We start from the raw sequence: 20,620 nt of genomic DNA, 5'->3' as shown, positions 1-20,620 counted from the left end.
TCAAATAGCGCACACGTGAAAAATCCCAGACATTACCAGGCACTTTTTGGTTGCTATAGGGTTGGGGAGGGTTTTTGCGGTAGTCGATCAATGCGCGTCGCGCTCCAGTTTTAGCTTCTACCAGAATAGCGTCGCTATTAAACGTGTAGTTTTTGGCGTCTTTCACCATCATCAGAATGGGTTCATACATGGAACCGTAATATTTCCTGGCTTGTACGCCGGAACTGTCATATGACCAGATGATGCGGCTTTTGATGGTAAAAAGCTTGCGGCAGTAGAGATCAACAAAAGGCATGTTTTCTGTGCTGTTCATGATGTACATGCTGCCCTGTTTTTTCAGAACTCGATGGCACTCCGCAATAACCTCAAGCAGCCAATCTATAAACTGGTCTTCTTTCCAGTTTTCGACCATTCCATCAAAATTTTTGCCGATGTTATAAGGTGGGTCGGCGAAGATAAGATCAACGCTGGCTGCGGGCATTTTTTTTAGTTCGCAGAGAGCATCGCCCTGGATGATGGTTTTTGTTTCATCGCCAAATCGGGTGGCTTCACATCCTGTTCTCATGGTCACTCCCTTTGTGACACCTATAAAAAAGGCGCTTCCCCATGCCGAGTAGCGCCTTTTAATCAAGCAGTTAACTAACCTGAATTAGTTCATGCCGTATTTTTTCAATTTTTTACGCAGCGTACCACGGTTGATGCCCATCATCAGAGCAGCACGGGTCTGGTTACCACGGGTGTATTGCATCACCATGTCCAACAGGGGCTGTTCTACTTCAGCCAGTACCAGCTCATAGAGGTCATTAACATCCTGACCATTCAGTTGAGCAAAATAGTTCTTCAGTGCCTGTTTAACCGAGTCACGCAGGGGTTTTTGGGTTACCTGATCCTGAGAGTTAACGGTAGAAACGGTCAGTACGTCAGAATTTACGCGTTGTTCGAACATAGTTCTGTCAGCTCTTTATTTCTGTTTACGCAAAATTTTCGAAGTATGCCTCCAACGCCTCCAGCTGTTCGCTGGCATCCTCAATGGCGTTGAATGTGCGCCGAAACTGGTCATTTGGAGCGTGCTCCTGGAGATACCAGGAGACGTGTTTACGTGCAATTCGGTACCCTTTTGCCGGACCATAAAAGTCATGCAGTTCCCGAACGTGCGCGCAAAGCAAGCGCTTAACCTCTGCCAAAGGCAGTGGGGGCAGCAACTCCCCAGTGTCCAGATAATGCTGGATTTCCCGAAAGATCCAGGGTCTTCCCTGAGCTGCGCGGCCTATCATCAGGGCATCTGCCCCTGTATAGTCGAGCACAGCTCTGGCTTTAAGCGGGTCAGTAATGTCGCCATTCGCGATAACCGGAATGGAAACTTTCTGCTTAACTGCCCGAATACTGTCGTATTCAGCTTCTCCATTGAACAAACAGGCGCGTGTACGGCCATGAATGGTCAGAGCCTGAATGCCACAGTCTTCAGCCAGTTGGGCAATCTCTTCGCAGTTACGGTGTTCCGGCGCCCAGCCGGTGCGAATCTTCAGGGTGACAGGAACGTCCACTGCATTAACGACCTCGGTCAGAATCGATTTTACGACATCCGGGTACTGCAAGAGGGCTGAACCTGCGAGCTTGCGATTCACTTTTTTAGCCGGGCATCCCATATTGATATCAATAATTTGGGCACCGCTTTCCACGTTAATACGTGCTGCATCTGCCATTTCTTTCGGATCGCTACCGGCGATTTGCACGGTGCGAATACCGGGTTCATCAATGTGCACCATTCGTAAACGAGACTTGTCGCTCTCCCAAACCTGTGGGTTAGAAGACATCATCTCGGATACTGTCAATCCGGCTCCCATCTCGTAGCACAACGTCCGAAAAGGTCTGTCTGTAATGCCAGCCATGGGCGCTGCGATCAGGCGATTTCTGAGCTGATATTGTCCGATGCGCATGAGTTAAGAAATGACCATACTGTGACTGCAAGGCGGCGTATATTACGCATTTTTTGCACGAGATGAAAGGCCAAACTTTGACCAATCCTCTGAGATGGATCAAAGAATTGCATTTAAAATGAGCGTGTGTCGATAATTAATCATAAAAATCATCACATTAGAAATTAGTGGCTAAATTTTGCACTTGAAGAAATTTGAGTAAGTTCTCAATTTTTCTTTATGAATGAAAATTTGGGCACGCAAAATTGCGTAAATAATCAGCAAATTTACGTGCCTTTTGTGACGTTGCTCGCACTTCGCCTTGCATCACCGCGCAGTATTGCGAAGGTTAATGCTTACGACCGGTAATGCGACACCACTCTTCTTTTTCCACAACCGGGTCCAGAGTGAAGCTGTCGGCATAAGCTTCGCAAACGCTCTCCGCCTGACTTGCCAGAATACCGGAAAGGCCCAGCAAACCGCCTGAAACCGGCAGGACGCTGATTAACGGCGCCAGTTCACGTAATGGGCCTGCGAGGATGTTAGCGACCACCACGTCGGCTTTCATCGCTTCTGGCTGATCTTTCGGTAAGTAGAGTTCCAGTCGGTCGGAAACGCCATTACGTTCGGCATTATCGCGGCTAGCCTGAATTGCCTGCGGATCAATATCAATCCCAATGGCTTTTGCTGCACCCAGTTTCAGCGCCGCAATAGCCAGAATGCCGGAGCCACAGCCAAAGTCGATAACCGTTTTACCTTCTAAATCGAGGCTGTCGAGCCATTGCAGGCACAGAGAGGTGGTTGGATGAGTCCCCGTACCAAACGCCAGGCCCGGATCTAGCATCACGTTGACCGCGTTTTCATCCGGCACATCACGCCAGCTTGGGCAGATCCACAGACGCTCACCAAAGCGCATCGGGTGGAAATTATCCATCCATTCGCGCTCCCAGTCTTTATCTTCCAGTTGTTCGATTTTATGCGCGAAGCCCGCGCCGAGCAGCGGATGGTTTTCCAGAATCGCCACCACGTCGTTCATATCGGTTTCAGCGTCGAACAGACCAATCACATCGGTGTCGCCCCACAGGCGCGTTTCGCCCGGCAGCGGCTCAAATACTGGCGTATCGTGGGTATCCTGAAAAGTGATAGAAACGGCACCCGCTTCCATCAGCGCATCGCTAAGATCTTCCGCGTTTGCGCCGGTGGTGTTCAGTTTCAGTTGGATCCAAGGCATGGAAAAACTCTTTATTTATCAGTAGTTAAAACGGTAGCTTGCGGGACGGATGTACCGAAACGGTTTCCGACCAGGAAAGCCAGCAAACTTAGTAGCAACGAGGGCACGATAGGGTGGAAGCCCAGGTACTGAATATTCAGCGTTGCGAGTACGGCATACAGCACGCCGCCAACGATCATTGCACTTAGCGCACCTTTGGCATTGGCGCGTTCCCAGTAAAGACCCAACACCAGCGGCCACAGGAAGACGGCTTCCAGCCCACCGAAGGCCAGCAAATTCAGCCAGATGATCATTTCTGGCGGCTTCCAGGCGGCAAGCAGCAGCAACGCACCGAGAATCAACGTGATCACCGCCGACATCCGTTTCAGACGCGTCTCGTTTTGCATCTGGTCCGGGCGCAAATTCAGATAGAGATCTTTAATGATCGTAGCGGAACTTTGCAGCAATTGAGCGTTGATCGTCGACATGATCGCGGCCATAGGTGCAGCAAGGAAGATTCCGGCAGCAAACGGCGGCAGCACTTTTACCATTAATGTTGGGATTACCAGATCCGGCACGGTGAGATTGGGGATTACCGCACGACCTAACGCTCCGGCCAGGTGCATACCAAACATCAGGATTGCCACTACAATCGTCCCGATGATGATCCCCCGATGTACCGCTTTGCTGTCTTTATAGGAAATACAGCGCACAGCGGTATGAGGCAGGCCAATCACCCCAAAGCACACCAGTACCCAGAACGACGTCATAAAGGCAGGCGACAGAATATCGTCAGCGCCTTGCGGCGTAACCAGTTGCGGATCAATAGATTGCAGAGTTTCTACCGCATTGCTTAAACCGCCAGCGGCATGTACGACGCCAATAAGTAGCACAGTGGTACCAATCAGCATTACCAGCCCTTGCATGGTGTCGTTCAGCACGCTGGCGCGAAAGCCGCCAAAGGCGGTATACAACGCAATGCTGATACCGAAAATCAGTAGACCGGTTTCATAAGGGATACCTGCAGCCGTTTCCAGCAAGCGGGCGCCTCCGATAAACTGCACAGTCATTGCACCAATGAACGCGACCAATAAACTCAAGCTTGCCAGCCACACCAGTAGACGACTCTGGTAGCGGGCAAATAGCATGTCATTCAGCGTTACCGCATTATAGCGACGCGCGAGAATTGCGAACTTCTTGCCGAGAATACCGAGTGAAAGCCAGACCGCAGGTAGCTGGATCATCGCCAGTAACACCCAGCCCAGTCCGTATTTATAAGCCGCTCCTGGCCCGCCGATAAATGAACTGGCACTGATATAGGTCGCGGTGAGCGTCATCGCCAGCACAATACCGCCCATAGAGCGGCTGCCGAGGAAATACTCATTAAGGAAGGTTCCGGTGCTTCGTTTACGCATTGCATAAACAGAGATCCCGAACACCACCACCAGATAGGCGACCAGCGGTAGAATCACTTCAAGCTGCATCGTCATCCTCCAGCGGGATATCGCGATAGATAAATTTTACCATCGCCCAGCACAGTCCAATAAACAGCAGCGGCGTCAGGATGCAGGCCATTTCAAACCAGCGCGGAAAGCCGGTAAAACCGGGGGTAACGCCAGGTAAGTAAGCGGCTACTAACCATACAGCCAGATACAAAAGGGTCAGCCCCAGCGCCCAGCGCGCCTCTTTATGGGCCTGAACAAAACGAGTGTCCATTTTTTGTCCCTGATGGGTGAAGAAAGCGGGGATTGTACCTTATGGGGGTTGTCGATCCCCAGTAATAAAAAAGGCCGGAAATTCCGGCCTTTTGACGCTTTTGCAGTCTTATTTTTCCTGAAGACCGAGTTTTTTCTCCAGATAGTGGATGTTAGTGCCACCATGCTGGAAGTTCTCGTCGTTCATGATGCGGATCTGCAGATCAACGTTGGTTTTGATACCGTCGATGATCAGTTCCTGCAGCGCATTCTTCATACGTGCAATCGCCACGTCACGGTTTTCACCGTAGCAAATCAGTTTACCGATCATTGAATCATAGTACGGCGGTACAGTGTAACCCGCGTAGATATGAGACTCCCAACGCACGCCAAAACCGCCAGGTGCGTGGAAACGGGTGATTTTGCCCGGGCTTGGCAGGAAGGTGTTCGGATCTTCGGCGTTGATACGGCATTCCACCGCATGGCCGCGAACGTGAACTTCTTCTTGCTTGATCGACAGCGGCTGGCCTGCAGCAATACGTAGCTGTTCTTTGATCAGGTCCACGCCAGTGATCATCTCGGTAACCGGGTGCTCAACCTGGATACGGGTGTTCATTTCGATGAAATAGAACTCGCCGTTTTCGAACAGGAACTCAAACGTACCCGCGCCGCGATAGCCGATATCAATACACGCTTTTGCACAACGCTCGCCGATGTAACGACGCAGTTCTGGGGTGATACCCGGTGCTGGCGCTTCTTCGACGACTTTCTGGTGGCGGCGCTGCATAGAGCAGTCACGTTCAGCCAGATAGATAGCGTTGCCCTGGCCGTCTGCCAGAACCTGGATCTCGACGTGGCGAGGATTTTCCAGGTATTTCTCCATGTAAACCATATCGTTGCTGAAAGCAGCTTTCGCTTCCGCACGGGTCATAGAGATAGATTGCGCCAGTTCAGCGTCGCTGCGTACAACACGCATACCACGACCGCCGCCGCCGCCAGAGGCTTTGATAATCACTGGATAACCAATGCGCTTAGCAATGGCGCGGTTTTTTTCCATATCGTCGCCCAGCGGGCCGTCAGAACCCGGTACGCAAGGGACGCCGGCTTTTTTCATCGCGGCAATTGCTGACACTTTGTCGCCCATCAGGCGAATAGTTTCTGCTTTTGGGCCAATGAAGATAAAGCCAGAGCGTTCAACCTGTTCGGCAAAGTTGGCGTTCTCGGAAAGGAAGCCGTAACCCGGATGGATTGCTACTGCGCCGGTGATTTCAGCGGCGCTAATGATTGCCGGGATATTCAGATAACTTTTGACTGACGGCGCCGGACCGATACAGACCGTTTCATCTGCCAGTAATACGTGTTTTAGATCGCGATCCGCACTGGAGTGCACGGCGACAGTCTTGATGCCCAGTTCTTTACAGGCACGAAGAATACGCAATGCGATCTCGCCGCGGTTGGCAATAACAATTTTATCCAGCATGTTCGCCTCGTTACTCGATGACGACCAGCGGCTCGTCAAATTCTACCGGTTGTCCACTTTCGACCAGAATTGCTTTCACGGTACCGGATTTGTCCGCTTCGATCTGGTTCATCATTTTCATGGCTTCAACGATGCACAGGGTATCGCCCACGTTGACTTTCTGACCCACTTCGATGAACGCTTTCGCGTCAGGGCTTGGGGTGCGGTAGAAAGTACCAACCATCGGGGAACGTACGATGTGACCACTGATTTTCGCTGCTGCTGGCGCTTCCATGGAAGGAACGGTCGCCGGAGCGGCTGCGTTAGATTGAGCTGGCTGCTGCATCATTGGTGCAGCATAAGTTTGTTGCATCATCGGGAAATTTGCGGCAGGTGCTGCACGGCTAATGCGTACTGACTCTTCGCCTTCAGAAATTTCCAGTTCAGAGATGCCTGATTCTTCAACCAGCTCGATCAGTTTTTTAATCTTACGAATATCCATGAGTGGGTTCCGTACTCTTTGTTTAGTGTGATTGTGACAGGCGTTTCACCGCCGTCTAGTAAAGCGTATGTCCCGACAGCTGATGCATAGCGGTAAATTCCAGCAGGCCGGGACGCCGGTCTATTTTGCCCCAGAGTGTCAATGTAAGACTTGACGGACATTGTGCAGCGATTTGCTGCTATCCTCCGGCAAAAAACAAAATATACCTTCGTTGCGCCATTGTCACCTTTTCCGCGGCTTAAAAAACGCGTCAGGAGAAGCGAGGTCGCACATTATAACGATTTCGTAGCAAATGGCAGCTAAATACTGGTCTTATCAGGGAAGATAATCAACAGCTAACGTGTAAATAACCTTCAACGCCGCGCGTTTTGCAACAAACCGCACAATTCATGAAATTAGCGCCACCATTGACGGAACTTCTTATAACGTAAGGCTAAAAATGCTAAAGCCAGCCTGGCGAAGATGAGGCGCTGCAGTGAGATAATTTTCACAGACCACAAATCATGTAGGGGGACCAGGATAGCGACAAGATAGACGATATTATGCAACTGTTGCCGGAGGTTACCCCATTTTCACCGCATCGCCTGGTTAGAAGTGAATGCTAAAGCAGGTAAAATCAACCCACTGACAATGCCTGTATTAACCCGGTTTGAGTGGTTGATTTATGATCAAGTAAAATCAGATTATTCCCCCATTTTGCAGAAGGCAAACTGCTTTGTCTGGCGGCAATGTTGCTACCTGATGCTTTCAGAACTTACCGCGCTGCAATACCAAAGCCGATTTGATAGCAACATCGGCTTTGGTGAGTTTGCAGCTTTCATCACATACTCCGACAAGCTTTTTTAAGCATGACGGAGGGGGCGTTAATGCAAGGTTTCTACCCAGGGAAAAAGTGACCGTTACGGCGGATGAATATCTGTGTTGTCAGAGGATGGTCATCCTCACGGAAACATTGTTCTGTTATCTGCCGTAATGCGCTGAGGTTTGCAGGCTGATCATTATGAGTGAAAAACAGTTTCCCTCTGGAGGGAATGGTCACTAATAGTTCTCCACATTCAGGATCGGGTGACTGTGCCCAAAGATCGTCAATTAACATCAGGCTGGGTTCATAAGTGCCGCCAGCGGAGATTGCTGCAACCTTCGCATCATTGGCGTCTGTATCAACGATTTCAGCCGTAATTTCTGGCAATATTTGCTTCAAATTACTGATGGCTTGTTCACGGTCAATAGTCACTTCCTGGCGCATCAGATAGCGCATGGTTTCACTACCATCTTCAGCAAACAGGATAATTAACTCATCGTTAAAGTCTTCCCAGGCAAAATCCAGCGAGGCGTTGAGGACCTCTGGATCTGACTCGTACTGGCTAAGCTGTTGGCGAACGGTATCCAGCCAGGCTTTTTCTTTAATCACCGGGACAATACAGCGCCCGGACGGCAGCATTTCTGCAAGCTGTTTCAGCATATCCGTAGCCACTTCTTCCAGTGGATTTGGTGAGGCTTGATAACGTTTGTAGGCATCATCAAGGGTGATTTCCACCGTTTGGTGACCCGTATCAATGCGCATCAATTTATGGTCAGTCGAAATCATGACTTTCCAGTTTGGATGATGTTGTACAACTTCATGACCAAGATGCTCGGCGAAAGCTGTCCGGCTAACCGCTTTTCCCGTTAACCGATTGAATAATGATTTCAAAATGAGTTCCCTCTCTTATTAGTCCTTGCTAAATGGTTAGTTAACCTTCACCAGTGTGCGCCCCTGGATCTGGTTATTAATGATAGCCTCGGCAAACTTCGGCGCCTCTGCCAAAGATATCTCTTTTGCTGCCTGAGCATAGAATGACTCCGGTAGATCAGTAACCAGACGTTGCCAGGCTTGTGCGCGGCGTGCTGGTGGCGTCATCACTGAATCTACTCCCTGTAAACGGACGTTACGCAGAATAAATGGCATAACTGTTGTTGGCAGAGTAAACCCTCCCGCCAGACCGCAGGCCGCGACGCAGCCGCCGTAATTCATTTGCGCCAGTACTTTTGCCAGTACCTTGTCGCCGACAGTGTCAATCGCTCCGGCCCAAAGTTGTTTTTCCAACGGGCGGGATTCGGCAAACTCATCGCGTGGCAGAATACGGCAGGCGCCTAAACTTTTCAGATACTCATGGGTACTTTGGCGACCAGATACAGCAACGACCTGATAACCCAACTTATGTAACAGCGCCACTGCAGTACTGCCGACGCCGCCACTGGCCCCAGTCACGACAATCTCGCCATCCTGCGGACGAACACCGGCATCTTCCAACGCCATCACGCACAGCATGGCAGTAAACCCGGCAGTACCGATAACCATCGCTTTGCGGGCGTTCAAACCTTGCGGCATGGCAACCAGCCAGTCACCTTTCACGCGCGCTTGTTCTGCCAGCCCGCCCCAGTGGTTTTCACCGACGCCCCAGCCAGTGAGTAACACTTCCTGACCGGCATGAAAACGAGGATCTTCGCTGGCGCGTACCGTTCCGGCAAAGTCGATACCAGGAATCATCGGAAAATTACGGATGATTTTTCCTTTTCCGGTGATTGCTAACGCATCTTTATAATTCAGGCTCGACCAGTGGATATCGACGGTCACATCGCCTTCCGGCAGGCGATTTGCGTCCAGAGTCTGTACAGATGCGAGGGTTTTGCCGTCCTGCTGTTCTAAAAGTAACGCCTGCATAAGTTGTCCTCATGTGCATGATGGATTGGAAAATAATTTCGGAAGACTATACTCGCTAATTGAAAAGCAAAGCCGATGAAGCGCAATAAATTGCGAGATAAATCTGATTTGCTAGTATGCCCGCTTCCTCACTATCGGAGTTAACACAAGGATGAGATTAACGACGAAATTTTCGGCCTTTGTCACGCTGCTCACCGGGTTAACGATTTTTGTGACTCTGCTGGGGTGCTCACTCAGTTTCTACAACGCTATTCAGTATAAGTTTAGCCATCGTGTTCAGGCGGTGGCGACGGCGATCGATACTCACCTCGTGTCGAATGATTTCAGTACGTTGAGACCACAAATTACCGAGCTAATGATGTCGGCGGATATCGTTCGTGTGGAGCTTTTACACGACAAAAAAACGGTTTATACCCAGTCCCGTAACGGGAGTTATCGCCCGGTCGGCACTAGCGATCTGTTTCGCGATCTGACTGTTCCGTTGGTTAAGCATCCGGGGATGTCACTACGTCTGGTTTATCAGGATCCGATGGGTAACTACTTCCATTCGCTGATGACCACCGCGCCGCTCACTATCGCGATTGGCTTTATCATTATTATGCTCTTTCTGGCGGTACGCTGGTTGCAACGGCAACTTGCCGGACAAGAACTGCTGGAGACCCGCGCCACTCGCATCTTAAACGGCGAGCGTGGCGCGAATGTGCTGGGGAGCATTTATGAATGGCCGCCCAGAACCAGTAGTGCGCTGGATACGCTGCTGCGTGAAATTCAGAACGCCCGCGAACAGCACAGTCGCCTTGATACGCTGATTCGCTCTTATGCTGCACAGGACATCAAAACCGGCCTTAATAATCGCCTCTTTTTCGATAACCAGTTGGCGACATTACTGGAAGATCAGGAGAAAGTCGGCACCCACGGTATCGTGATGATGATCCGTCTGCCGGATTTCAATATGTTGAGCGACACCTGGGGGCATAGCCTGGTGGAAGAACAGTTTTTTACCCTGACGAATCTGTTGTCGACATTTATGATGCGTTATCCGGGGGCGCTGCTGGCGCGTTATCACCGTAGTGACTTTGCCGCGCTGTTGCCGCACCGGACATTAAAAGAGGCGGAGAGTATCGCCAGTCAATTGATCAAAGCGGTTGATACCTTGCCGGCCAACAAAATGCTCGATCGCGATGATATGATCCACATTGGCATCTGCGCCTGGCGTAGCGGTCAGGACACCGAGCAGGTGATGGATCATGCGGAATCCGCCACGCGCAATGCGGGATTACAGGGGGGGAATAGCTGGGCTATTTACGATGACTCATTACCTGAAAAAGGACGCGGCAATGTTCGTTGGCGCACACTGATCGAGCAAATGCTGAGTCGCGGCGGCCCACGTCTTTATCAGAAGCCTGCGGTCACCCGCGAAGGACAGGTCCATCACCGCGAACTCATGTGCCGCATCTTTGATGGTAACGAAGAAGTGAGCTCGGCAGAATATATGCCGATGGTGATGCAGTTTGGTTTATCGGAAGAGTATGACCGTCTGCAAATTAGCCGTCTGATCCCGTTATTGCGTTACTGGCCGCAGGAAAATCTGGCCGTTCAGGTTACGGTCGAGTCGCTGATTCGCCCGCGTTTTCAGCGTTGGCTGCGTGATACGTTGATGCAGTGTGAAAAATCGCAACGAAAACGCATAATTATTGAACTTGCAGAGGCTGATGTTGGTCAACATATCAGCCGTTTACAACCCGTCATTCGTTTGGTGAATGCTTTAGGCGTACGGGTAGCCGTTAATCAGGCCGGATTGACGCTGGTGAGTACCAGTTGGATCAAAGAACTTAATGTTGAATTACTTAAGCTCCATCCGGGGTTGGTAAGAAACATTGAGAAGCGAACGGAGAACCAGCTATTGGTTCAGAGTCTGGTAGAGGCCTGTTCCGGGACAAACACCCAGGTTTACGCCACTGGCGTGCGTTCGCGAAGCGAGTGGCAGACCCTGATTCAGCGCGGGGTTGCAGGTGGGCAGGGGGATTTTTTCGCGTCCTCACAGCCACTTGATACTAACGTGAAAAAATATTCACAAAGATACTCGGTTTAACCTGCCGTTTAATCCGTTTTCACGTAGAATAACGCGCGCTGCGTCTTATGGGAGTGTGCTTGTCTGCTCGCCAGATTGTTGCAGCATATATGCAGATGAATGACCTTACGCAGTTGCAAACAGGCGAGGAATGCTGTTGACGCATTTAGCCTTTCTGGACTCAGGCAGAGATTTGTAACAAAGGAAACGAACTGCACTAATTTTCACCGTAGCAGATGATTTTTGCGCCTTGTCGCTGCTGCGTGTGGTTGGTAAAGTAAGCGGATTTTCTTTTCCGCCCCAGCTTTCAGGATTATCCCTTAGTATGTTGAAAAAATTTCGTGGCATGTTTTCCAATGACTTGTCCATTGACCTGGGTACTGCGAATACCCTCATTTATGTAAAAGGACAAGGCATCGTATTGAATGAGCCTTCCGTGGTGGCCATTCGTCAGGATCGTGCTGGTTCACCAAAAAGCGTAGCTGCAGTAGGTCATGATGCGAAGCAGATGCTGGGCCGTACACCAGGCAATATTGCTGCCATTCGCCCGATGAAAGATGGCGTAATCGCCGACTTCTTTGTGACGGAAAAAATGCTCCAGCACTTTATCAAACAAGTGCATAGCAACAGCTTTATGCGCCCAAGCCCGCGCGTTCTGGTTTGTGTGCCGGTTGGCGCGACCCAGGTTGAACGCCGTGCTATTCGTGAATCCGCACAGGGCGCTGGCGCCCGTGAAGTATTCCTGATTGAAGAACCGATGGCTGCGGCAATCGGTGCTGGCCTGCCGGTTTCCGAAGCGACGGGGTCCATGGTCGTTGATATCGGCGGTGGTACTACTGAAGTTGCCGTTATCTCTCTGAACGGCGTAGTTTATTCCTCTTCTGTTCGTATCGGCGGCGACCGCTTTGACGAAGCCATCATTAACTACGTTCGTCGTAACTATGGATCTCTGATCGGTGAAGCCACCGCAGAACGTATCAAACATGAAATCGGTTCTGCTTATCCGGGCGACGAAGTTCGTGAAATCGAAGTTCGTGGCCGTAACCTTGCAGAAGGTGTTCCACGCGGCTTTACGCTGAACTCCAACGAAATCCTCGAAGCGCTGCAAGAGCCGTTGACCGGTATCGTTAGCGCGGTGATGGTTGCTCTGGAACAGTGCCCGCCGGAACTGGCTTCCGACATTTCCGAGCGCGGAATGGTGCTCACCGGCGGTGGCGCATTGCTGCGTAACCTTGACCGTTTGTTAATGGAAGAAACCGGCATTCCAGTTGTTGTTGCTGAAGACCCGCTGACCTGTGTGGCGCGTGGCGGCGGCAAGGCGCTGGAAATGATCGATATGCACGGCGGCGACCTGTTCAGCGAAGAGTAATCGGATGCAGGCAGGGGAAGTCTCTGTTAACCCTGCCTGGTCTGATACGAGAATACGCATAACTTATGAAGCCAATTTTTAGCCGTGGCCCGTCGCTACAGATTCGCCTTATTCTGGCGGTGCTGGTGGCGCTCGGCATTATTATTGCCGACAGCCGCCTGGGGATGTTCAGTCAAATCCGTACCTATATGGATACCGCCGTCAGCCCTTTCTACTTTGTTTCCAATGCTCCTCGTGAATTGCTGGATGGCGTATCGCAGACGCTGGCCTCGCGTGACCAACTAGAACTTGAAAACCGGGCGTTACGTCAGGAACTGCTGCTGAAAAACAGCGAACTGCTGATGCTTGGACAATACAAACAGGAGAACGCGCGTCTGCGCGAACTGCTGGGTTCACCGCTGCGTCAGGATGAGCAGAAGATGGTGACCCAGGTTATCTCCACAGTTAACGATCCGTACAGCGATCAGGTTGTTATCGATAAAGGTAGCGTTAATGGCGTTTATGAAGGCCAGCCGGTCATCAGCGACAAAGGCGTTGTAGGCCAGGTTGTGGCGGTCGCTAAAATGACCAGCCGGGTGCTGCTGATTTGCGATGCAACCCATGCGCTGCCGATTCAGGTGCTACGTAATGACATCCGCGTTATTGCCGCTGGTAACGGCTGTACCGATGATTTGCAGCTCGAGCATCTGCCTGCGAATACTGATATTCGTGTGGGTGATGTGCTGGTGACCTCCGGCCTTGGCGGTCGTTTCCCGGAAGGTTATCCGGTGGCGGTGGTTTCTTCTGTGAAACTTGATACTCAACGCGCTTATACCGTAATTCAGGCACGTCCGACCGCTGGATTGCAACGTTTACGTTATCTGCTGCTGTTGTGGGGCGCGGATCGTAATGGCGCAAACCCGATGACGCCGGAAGAGGTGCATCGTGTCGCCAATGAACGTTTAATGCAGATGATGCCGCAGGTATTGCCTTCGCCAGATGCCATGGGGCCGAAGTTACCGGAACCGGCAACGGGAATAACCCAGTCGAATCCGCAGCAACCCGCGCCAGTAACTACCGCTCCGACGGCAAGCGTGCCTGCGGTGGCTACACCAACGCAACCAGCCGCTAATCGCTCTCCGCAAAGGGCTACGCCGCCGCAAAGTGGCGCCGAACCGCCTGCGCGTGCGCCGGGAGGACAATAGTGGCCAGCTATCGTAGCCAGGGGCGCTGGGTTATCTGGCTCTCTTTCCTCATTGCGCTGTTACTGCAAATTATGCCCTGGCCGGACAACCTTATTGTTTTCCGGCCAAACTGGGTGTTGCTCATCTTGTTGTATTGGATCCTGGCCTTGCCCCATCGCGTAAATGTGGGCACAGGTTTTGTGATGGGTGCCATACTGGATTTGATAAGCGGCTCTACGCTTGGGGTTCGGGCGTTGTCGATGAGTATTGTTGCTTATCTGGTGGCGCTGAAATACCAGCTTTTCCGTAACCTGGCATTATGGCAGCAGGCGCTGGTCGTCATGTTGCTTTCGCTGGTGGTGGATATTATTGTTTTCTGGGCAGAGTTTTTAGTGATCAACGTCTCTTTCAGACCCGAAGTGTTCTGGAGTAGTGTAGTCAATGGTGTGCTCTGGCCGTGGATTTTCTTGCTGATGCGCAAAATCCGTCAGCAGTTTGCAGTGCAATAAAGGTTTCTATGACTTCTCTGTATTTAGCTTCCGGTTCTCCGCGTCGTCAGGAGTTGCTTGCGCAGCTTGGCGTCACCTTTGAACGTATTGTTACGGGTATTGAGGAGCAGCGACATCCGCAGGAGAGCGCGCAACAATATGTCGTACGTCTGGCGCGGGAGAAAGCACTGGCAGGCGTCGAGCAAACGGCGCAGGATCTTCCGGTGTTGGGCGCGGACACCATCGTGATTTTGAACGGAGAAGTGTTAGAGAAACCGCACGATGCAGAACATGCGGCGCGGATGTTACGTAAATTATCGGGACAGACCCATCAGGTGATGACCGCAGTGGCGCTGGCTGACAGCCAACACATTGTTGATTGCCTGGTGGTCACCGATGTGACGTTCAGAACGTTAACAGATGAAGACATCGCTGGCTATGTTGCCAGTGGTGAACCGTTAGATAAAGCAGGTGCATACGGTATTCAGGGGCTTGGTGGTTGTTTTGTCAGGAAGATAAATGGCAGCTACCACGCCGTAGTCGGCTTACCGCTGGTTGAAACGTATGAATTATTAAGTAATTTTAACGCACTGCGTGAGAAAAGGGATAAACATGACGGCTGAATTGTTGGTAAACGTAACGCCTTCGGAAACACGAGTGGCGTATATTGATGGCGGCATTCTGCAGGAAATTCATATTGAACGTGAGGCGCGACGCGGAATCGTAGGCAATATCTACAAAGGTCGTGTAAGTCGTGTACTTCCGGGTATGCAGGCGGCTTTTGTAGATATTGGGCTGGATAAAGCCGCGTTTCTTCACGCTTCCGACATCATGCCGCATACCGAATGTGTGGCGGGTGAGGAACAAAAGCAGTTCACGGTGCGTGATATATCAGAACTGGTTCGTCAGGGGCAAGACCTGATGGTTCAGGTGGTGAAAGATCCGTTGGGGACCAAAGGCGCGCGCCTGACCACCGATATCACGCTACCTTCTCGCTATCTGGTATTTATGCCGGGAGCATCGCACGTTGGCGTTTCCCAGCGCATTGAAAGTGAATCTGAACGTGAACGCCTGAAAAAAGTGGTCACGGAGTATTGCGACGAGCAGGGCGGATTTATCATCCGTACTGCAGCGGAAGGTGTTGGCGAAACTGAACTGGCTTCCGATGCTGCTTATCTGAAGCGTGTCTGGACCAAAGTCATGGAGCGTAAAAAGCGCCCGCAGACACGCTATCAACTGTACGGCGAACTGGCGCTGGCACAGCGTGTTCTGCGTGACTTCGCTGATGCTGAGCTGGATCGTATTCGCGTTGACTCACGCCTGACTTACGAAGCGTTGCTTGAGTTTACTTCGGAATACATTCCTGAGATGACCAGCAAGCTGGAGCATTACACGGGCCGTCAGCCAATCTTCGATCTCTTTGATGTGGAAAACGAGATCCAGCGGGCGCTGGAGCGTAAAGTTGAACTGAAATCCGGCGGTTATCTGATTATCGATCAGACCGAAGCGATGACGACCGTAGATATCAACACTGGCGCATTTGTCGGTCATCGCAATCTGGACGACACTATCTTCAATACTAATATTGAAGCGACACAGGCCATTGCGCGCCAGTTACGGTTACGTAATCTTGGCGGTATTATCATTATTGATTTCATTGATATGAATAATGAAGATCACCGCCGTCGGGTGCTGCATTCGCTGGAGCAGGCGTTGAGTAAAGACCGGGTGAAAACCAGCGTCAACGGCTTCTCTGCGCTGGGGCTGGTGGAGATGACGCGCAAGCGAACCCGTGAAAGCATTGAACACGTACTGTGTAATGAATGCCCTACCTGCCATGGCCGCGGAACGGTGAAAACCGTGGAAACCGTATGCTATGAAATCATGCGTGAGATCGTTCGCGTACATCATGCTTACGACTCTGACCGCTTCCTGGTCTATGCTTCTCCGGCAGTCGCTGAAGCACTGAAAGGTGAAGAATCTCACTCGCTGGCGGAAGTGGAAATTTTTGTTGGCAAGCAGGTCAAAGTGCAAATTGAACCGCTCTATAACCAGGAGCAGTTTGACGTTGTCATGATGTAAACAGATGCTGGGCCGCCATCCGGCAAAGGGTTGTTTGAGTCACATTTTTAGCAGACAAGGAGTGACGGGTGAGGCGATTGCCGGGGATTTTACTGCTTACTGGAGCCGCGCTCGTTGTGATCGCTGCGCTGCTGGTTAGCGGCCTGCGTATTGCTTTACCGCATCTCGACGCCTGGCGTCCTGAGATCCTCAATAAAATCGAAGATGCGACCGGTATGCCGGTAGAAGCCAGCCAGCTATCTGCCAGTTGGCAGAACTTCGGTCCGACGCTTGAAGCGCGTGACATTCGCGCAGAGCTGAAAGATGGCGGTGAGTTTTCGGTTAAACGCGTTACTCTGGCGCTGGATATCTGGCAGAGCCTGCTGCATATGCGCTGGCAGTTTCGCGATCTCACTTTCTGGCAACTGCGCTTTCGCACGAATACACCTATTTCCAGTAGCGGCGGCAATGACAGCCTGGAAGCAGGCCACATTAGCAATCTTTTCCTCCATCAGTTCGATCACTTCGATCTCCGCGACAGCGAAGTTAGCTTCCTGACGCCGTCCGGTCAGCGTGCTGAACTGGCGATCCCTCAACTGAGCTGGCTTAACAATCCGCGCCGACACCGTGCAGAAGGACAAGTAAGCCTCTCCAGCCTCACCGGACAACACGGCGTGATGCAGGTGCGGATGGATCTGCGGGATGACGAAGGTGTGTTAAGTGACGGTCGAGTTTGGTTACAGGCTGATAACATTGACCTGAAGCCCTGGCTGGGTAAATGGATACAGGACAATATTGCGCTGGAAACAGCGCAATTCTCCCTTGAAGGCTGGATGACAATCGACAAAGGCGATGTGACTGGCGGTGATGTCTGGTTGAAACAGGGCGGTGCTAGCTGGTTGGGCGAGAAGCAAACGCATTCGCTGTCTGTGGATAATCTGACTGCGCATATTACTCGTGAACATCCGGGCTGGCAGTTTTCCATTCCTGATACCCGTATCACCATGGACGGTAAACCCTGGCCAGGCGGGGCATTAACGCTGGCCTGGATACCGGAACAGGATATTGGTGGGAAAAATAATAAACGCAGTGACGAACTACGGATTCGCGCCAGTAATCTGGAACTGGCGGGACTGGAAGGCGTACGCCCGCTGGTGGCGAAACTTTCGCCTGTGCTGGGAGACATCTGGCGGTCCACGCAACCGCGAGGCAAGATCAACACACTGGCGCTGGATATTCCGCTTCAGGCGGTGGAAAAGACCCGGTTTCAGGCATCGTGGAGCGATCTGGCATGGAAGCAATGGAAATTACTGCCGGGCGCGGAACACTTTTCCGGGACGCTTTCCGGTAGCGTAGAAAATGGTTTACTGACGGCGTCTATGAAGCAGGCGAAGATGCCTTACGAAACGGTATTCCGCGCGCCGCTGGAAATTGCCGACGGTGCGGCGACCTTAAGCTGGCTGAACAATGACAAAGGTTTCCAGCTTGATGGTCGCAATATTGATGTTAAAGCTAAAGCGGTGCATGCACGCGGCGGTTTCCGTTACTTACAGCCGGTTAATGATGAACCCTGGCTGGGGATTCTGGCTGGCATCAGCACCGACGATGGTTCGCAGGCCTGGCGCTATTTCCCGGAAAATCTGATGGGAAAAGAGTTAGTTGATTACTTAAGTGGGGCGATTCAGGGCGGTGAAGCGGATAACGCGACGTTGGTTTATGGCGGTAACCCGCATCTTTTCCCTTACAAGCATAATGAAGGTCAGTTTGAAGTGTTGGTTCCTCTGCGTAACGCGAAGTTTGCGTTCCAGCCAGACTGGCCAGCGCTGACCAACCTCAATATTGAACTGGACTTTATTAACGACGGTTTATGGATGAAAACCGATGGCGTCAATCTTGGCGGTGTGCGCGCCAGTAATCTCACCGCAGTAATCCCTGATTACGCGAAAGAGAAGTTACTGATCGATGCTGACATTAAAGGCCCAGGTAAAGCTGTCGGTCCATATTTTGATGAAACGCCGCTGAAAAACTCACTGGGCGCTACTTTGCAGGAACTCCAGCTCGATGGCGATGTGAATGCTCGCTTACATCTCGATATCCCACTGAACGGCGAACTGGTTACAGCGAAAGGCGAAGTGACGCTGCGTAATAACAGTCTGTTTATTAAACCGCTTGATAGCACACTGAAAAATTTGAGCGGTAAATTCAGCTTTATCAATGGTGATCTGCAAAGCGAACCACTGACAGCAAGCTGGTTTAATCAGCTACTGAATGTGGATTTCTCCACCAAAGAAGGGGAAAAAGCCTATCAGGTGGCGGTGAATCTCAACGGTAACTGGCAACCGGCGAAAACTGGCGTTTTGCCTGAAGCCGTGAACGAAGCGTTAAGCGGCAGCGTGGCCTGGGATGGTAAAGTGGGTATTGAGCTGCCTTATCATGCCGGCGCGACGTATAGCGTAGAACTGAATGGCGATTTGAAGAATGTGAGTAGTCACTTACCTTCACCGTTAGCCAAATCCGTAGGTGAGTCGCTCCCTGTGAATATTAAGGTCGACGGAAATCTCAATAGTTTTGAGTTAGCCGGGCAGGCTGGCGCGGATAGTCATTTCAATAGTCGCTGGTTGCTGGGGCAAAAGCTAACGCTCGATCGTGCCATCTGGGCGTCAGACAGCAAAACGCTCCCGCCGTTACCGGAACAAAGTGGTGTTGAACTCAATATGCCGCCAATGGATGGCGCTGAGTGGCTGGCGCTGTTCCAGAAAGGCGCGACGGAGAAGGTTGGCAGCGCGGCGAGTTTTCCCCAGCGTATTACTTTACGTACACCGGCGTTGTCACTGGGGAATCATCAGTGGAACAATCTGAGCATCGTCTCGCAGCCGATGGCGAATGGCACGCAGGTCGAAGCGCAAGGGCGTGAAATCAATGCTACGCTGGCGATGCGCAACAACGCGCCGTGGCTGGCGACGATCAAATATCTCTATTACAACCCCAGCGTGGCGAAAAATAGCAGTAATTCAACGTCTTCATCACCGTTCCCGACAACGGAGCACATTAGCTTCCGTGGCTGGCCGAACGCACAAATACGTTGCGCCGAGTGTTGGTTCTGGGGGCAAAAATTCGGGCGCATCGACAGTGATATCACCATTTCTGGCGATACGTTGACGCTGACTAACGGGCTTATTGATACCGGTTTTTCGCGGCTTACTGCCGATGGTGAGTGGGTTAACAACCCAGGGAATGAGCGAACATCGCTGAAGGGAAAACTGCGTGGGCAGAAAATTGATGCCGCCGCAGAATTTTTTGGTGTCACGACCCCCATACGCCAGTCATCATTTAATGTGGATTACGATTTACACTGGCGTAAAGCGCCCTGGTTGCCGGATGCGGAGACGTTGAATGGCATCATTCATACTCAATTGGGCAAAGGCGAAATTACCGAAATCAGCACCGGACATGCCGGGCAACTGCTGCGTTTATTGAGCGTCGATGCCCTGATGCGTAAGCTGCGTTTTGATTTCAGAGACACCTTTGGCGAAGGGTTCTATTTTGACTCCATTCGCAGCACCGCGTGGATCAAAGACGGCGTTATGCACACTGACGACACGCTGGTGGATGGGCTGGAAGCGGATATCGCCATGAAAGGGTCGGTGAATCTGGTGCGTCGCGATCTGAATATGGAAGCGGTTGTCGCGCCAGAGATTTCTGCGACGGTTGGCGTGGCTGCGGCCTTTGCGGTTAATCCGATTGTCGGCGCGGCGGTGTTTGCCGCCAGTAAAGTGCTGGGGCCATTGTGGAGCAAAGTTTCTATTTTGCGCTATCACATTTCGGGTCCGCTGGACGATCCGCAAATCAACGAAGTGTTGCGCCAACCGCGTAAAGAAAAAGCGCAATGATTTGACGAGGGCGCGTAATTGCCCCAATCTCATAGGATAATCGTTGCCAAAGGCCAACGAGCCGGAACATAACCGTAGGCCGGATAAGGCGTT

At 51.5% G+C, this 20,620-nt stretch carries 17 protein-coding genes and 2 pseudogenes; 8 read left to right on the top strand and 11 right to left on the bottom strand.

Annotated elements, in window-relative coordinates; all coding sequences use genetic code 11:
* The 9 genes and pseudogenes from yhdJ to EA14781_RS25575 all read right to left on the bottom strand — a co-directional run.
* The coding region (yhdJ, locus tag EA14781_RS00705; RefSeq protein ID WP_042335269.1) for an adenine-specific DNA-methyltransferase at positions 1-565 on the bottom strand (565 nt) is incomplete at its 3' end.
* Between the two features lie 84 nt (positions 566-649).
* Positions 650-946 carry a DNA-binding transcriptional regulator Fis gene (gene fis, locus EA14781_RS00700; protein WP_000462905.1) on the bottom strand — a complete coding sequence of 99 codons (297 nt, stop codon included), beginning with the start codon at positions 944-946 and terminating at the stop codon, positions 650-652.
* Positions 947-971: 25 nt separating this feature from the next.
* Positions 972-1,937, bottom strand: a complete 966-nt coding sequence (gene dusB / locus EA14781_RS00695) for a tRNA dihydrouridine synthase DusB (RefSeq protein ID WP_001219652.1) — start codon at positions 1,935-1,937, stop codon at positions 972-974.
* Between the two features lie 328 nt (positions 1,938-2,265).
* Positions 2,266-3,147: a 50S ribosomal protein L11 methyltransferase gene (gene prmA, locus EA14781_RS00690; protein ID WP_001145816.1), complete on the bottom strand. Its 882-nt coding sequence runs from the start codon at positions 3,145-3,147 to the stop codon at positions 2,266-2,268.
* Positions 3,148-3,158: 11 nt separating this feature from the next.
* Positions 3,159-4,610, bottom strand: coding sequence for a sodium/pantothenate symporter (panF, locus tag EA14781_RS00685; RefSeq protein WP_001175710.1), 1,452 nt, complete (start codon positions 4,608-4,610; stop codon positions 3,159-3,161).
* Positions 4,600-4,842 carry a YhdT family protein gene (locus EA14781_RS00680; RefSeq protein WP_000381171.1) on the bottom strand — a complete coding sequence of 81 codons (243 nt, stop codon included), beginning with the start codon at positions 4,840-4,842 and terminating at the stop codon, positions 4,600-4,602. Before EA14781_RS00680 ends, panF begins: the two co-directional genes overlap by 11 nt.
* Before the next feature lie 108 nt (positions 4,843-4,950).
* Positions 4,951-6,300 (bottom strand): acetyl-CoA carboxylase biotin carboxylase subunit, encoded by a 1,350-nt coding sequence (accC, locus tag EA14781_RS00675; RefSeq protein WP_000884646.1) that lies wholly within the window; start codon positions 6,298-6,300, stop codon positions 4,951-4,953.
* Positions 6,301-6,310: 10 nt separating this feature from the next.
* A complete protein-coding gene (gene accB / locus EA14781_RS00670) occupies positions 6,311-6,781 on the bottom strand; it encodes an acetyl-CoA carboxylase biotin carboxyl carrier protein (protein WP_000354617.1) in 471 nt (156 codons plus the stop codon).
* Positions 6,782-7,176: 395 nt separating this feature from the next.
* Positions 7,177-7,416: pseudogene (locus EA14781_RS25575) on the bottom strand (cytochrome b family protein); the annotation flags it as partial.
* On the opposite strand from EA14781_RS25575, the gene EA14781_RS00665 reads away from it, so the two are divergent.
* Complete coding sequence (locus tag EA14781_RS00665) at positions 7,376-7,627, top strand: hypothetical protein (RefSeq protein WP_000991834.1); 252 nt, start codon at positions 7,376-7,378, stop codon at positions 7,625-7,627. The pseudogene EA14781_RS25575 and the gene EA14781_RS00665 overlap by 41 nt on opposite strands.
* Positions 7,628-7,644: 17 nt before the next feature.
* On the opposite strand, the pseudogene EA14781_RS00660 reads toward EA14781_RS00665, so the two are convergent.
* Positions 7,645-8,345, bottom strand: a pseudogene (locus EA14781_RS00660) (DUF1444 domain-containing protein).
* A 165-nt stretch (positions 8,346-8,510) separates the two neighbouring features.
* Entirely contained in the window at positions 8,511-9,485 is a 975-nt protein-coding gene (acuI, locus tag EA14781_RS00655) for an acrylyl-CoA reductase (NADPH) (protein ID WP_001148443.1), read from the bottom strand.
* Between the two features lie 151 nt (positions 9,486-9,636).
* On the opposite strand from acuI, the gene csrD reads away from it, so the two are divergent.
* The 7 genes from csrD (at position 9,637) to yhdP (ending at position 20,527) form a co-directional block, all read left to right on the top strand.
* The gene (csrD, locus tag EA14781_RS00650) at positions 9,637-11,577 is read left to right on the top strand and encodes an RNase E specificity factor CsrD (protein ID WP_001241458.1); all 1,941 of its coding nucleotides are present in this window, start codon (positions 9,637-9,639) and stop codon (positions 11,575-11,577) included.
* Positions 11,578-11,881: 304 nt separating this feature from the next.
* Entirely contained in the window at positions 11,882-12,925 is a 1,044-nt protein-coding gene (mreB, locus tag EA14781_RS00640) for a rod shape-determining protein MreB (RefSeq protein ID WP_000913396.1), read from the top strand.
* Positions 12,926-12,990: 65 nt separating this feature from the next.
* Positions 12,991-14,109 (top strand): rod shape-determining protein MreC, encoded by a 1,119-nt coding sequence (gene mreC / locus EA14781_RS00635; RefSeq protein ID WP_000802497.1) that lies wholly within the window; start codon positions 12,991-12,993, stop codon positions 14,107-14,109.
* Positions 14,109-14,597: a rod shape-determining protein MreD gene (mreD, locus tag EA14781_RS00630; protein ID WP_000179407.1), complete on the top strand. Its 489-nt coding sequence runs from the start codon at positions 14,109-14,111 to the stop codon at positions 14,595-14,597. The genes mreC and mreD overlap by 1 nt, the downstream gene beginning before the upstream one ends.
* Before the next feature lie 8 nt (positions 14,598-14,605).
* A complete protein-coding gene (gene yhdE / locus EA14781_RS00625) occupies positions 14,606-15,199 on the top strand; it encodes a nucleoside triphosphate pyrophosphatase YhdE (protein ID WP_000203085.1) in 594 nt (197 codons plus the stop codon).
* Positions 15,189-16,658, top strand: coding sequence for a ribonuclease G (gene rng, locus EA14781_RS00620; RefSeq protein WP_000123202.1), 1,470 nt, complete (start codon positions 15,189-15,191; stop codon positions 16,656-16,658). The genes yhdE and rng overlap by 11 nt, the downstream gene beginning before the upstream one ends.
* Positions 16,659-16,726: 68 nt before the next feature.
* Positions 16,727-20,527: an AsmA2 domain-containing protein YhdP gene (gene yhdP, locus EA14781_RS00615; protein ID WP_001253518.1), complete on the top strand. Its 3,801-nt coding sequence runs from the start codon at positions 16,727-16,729 to the stop codon at positions 20,525-20,527.
* Positions 20,528-20,620: the final 93 nt, after the last annotated feature.

Origin of the sequence: Escherichia albertii NBRC 107761 = DSM 17582 (assembly GCF_000759775.1) — a bacterium.
Taxonomy (GTDB): Bacteria; Pseudomonadota; Gammaproteobacteria; order Enterobacterales; family Enterobacteriaceae; genus Escherichia; species Escherichia albertii.
Note: the sequence above shows the minus strand (reverse complement) of the source record. Positions and strands in the feature narration are given on the sequence as shown.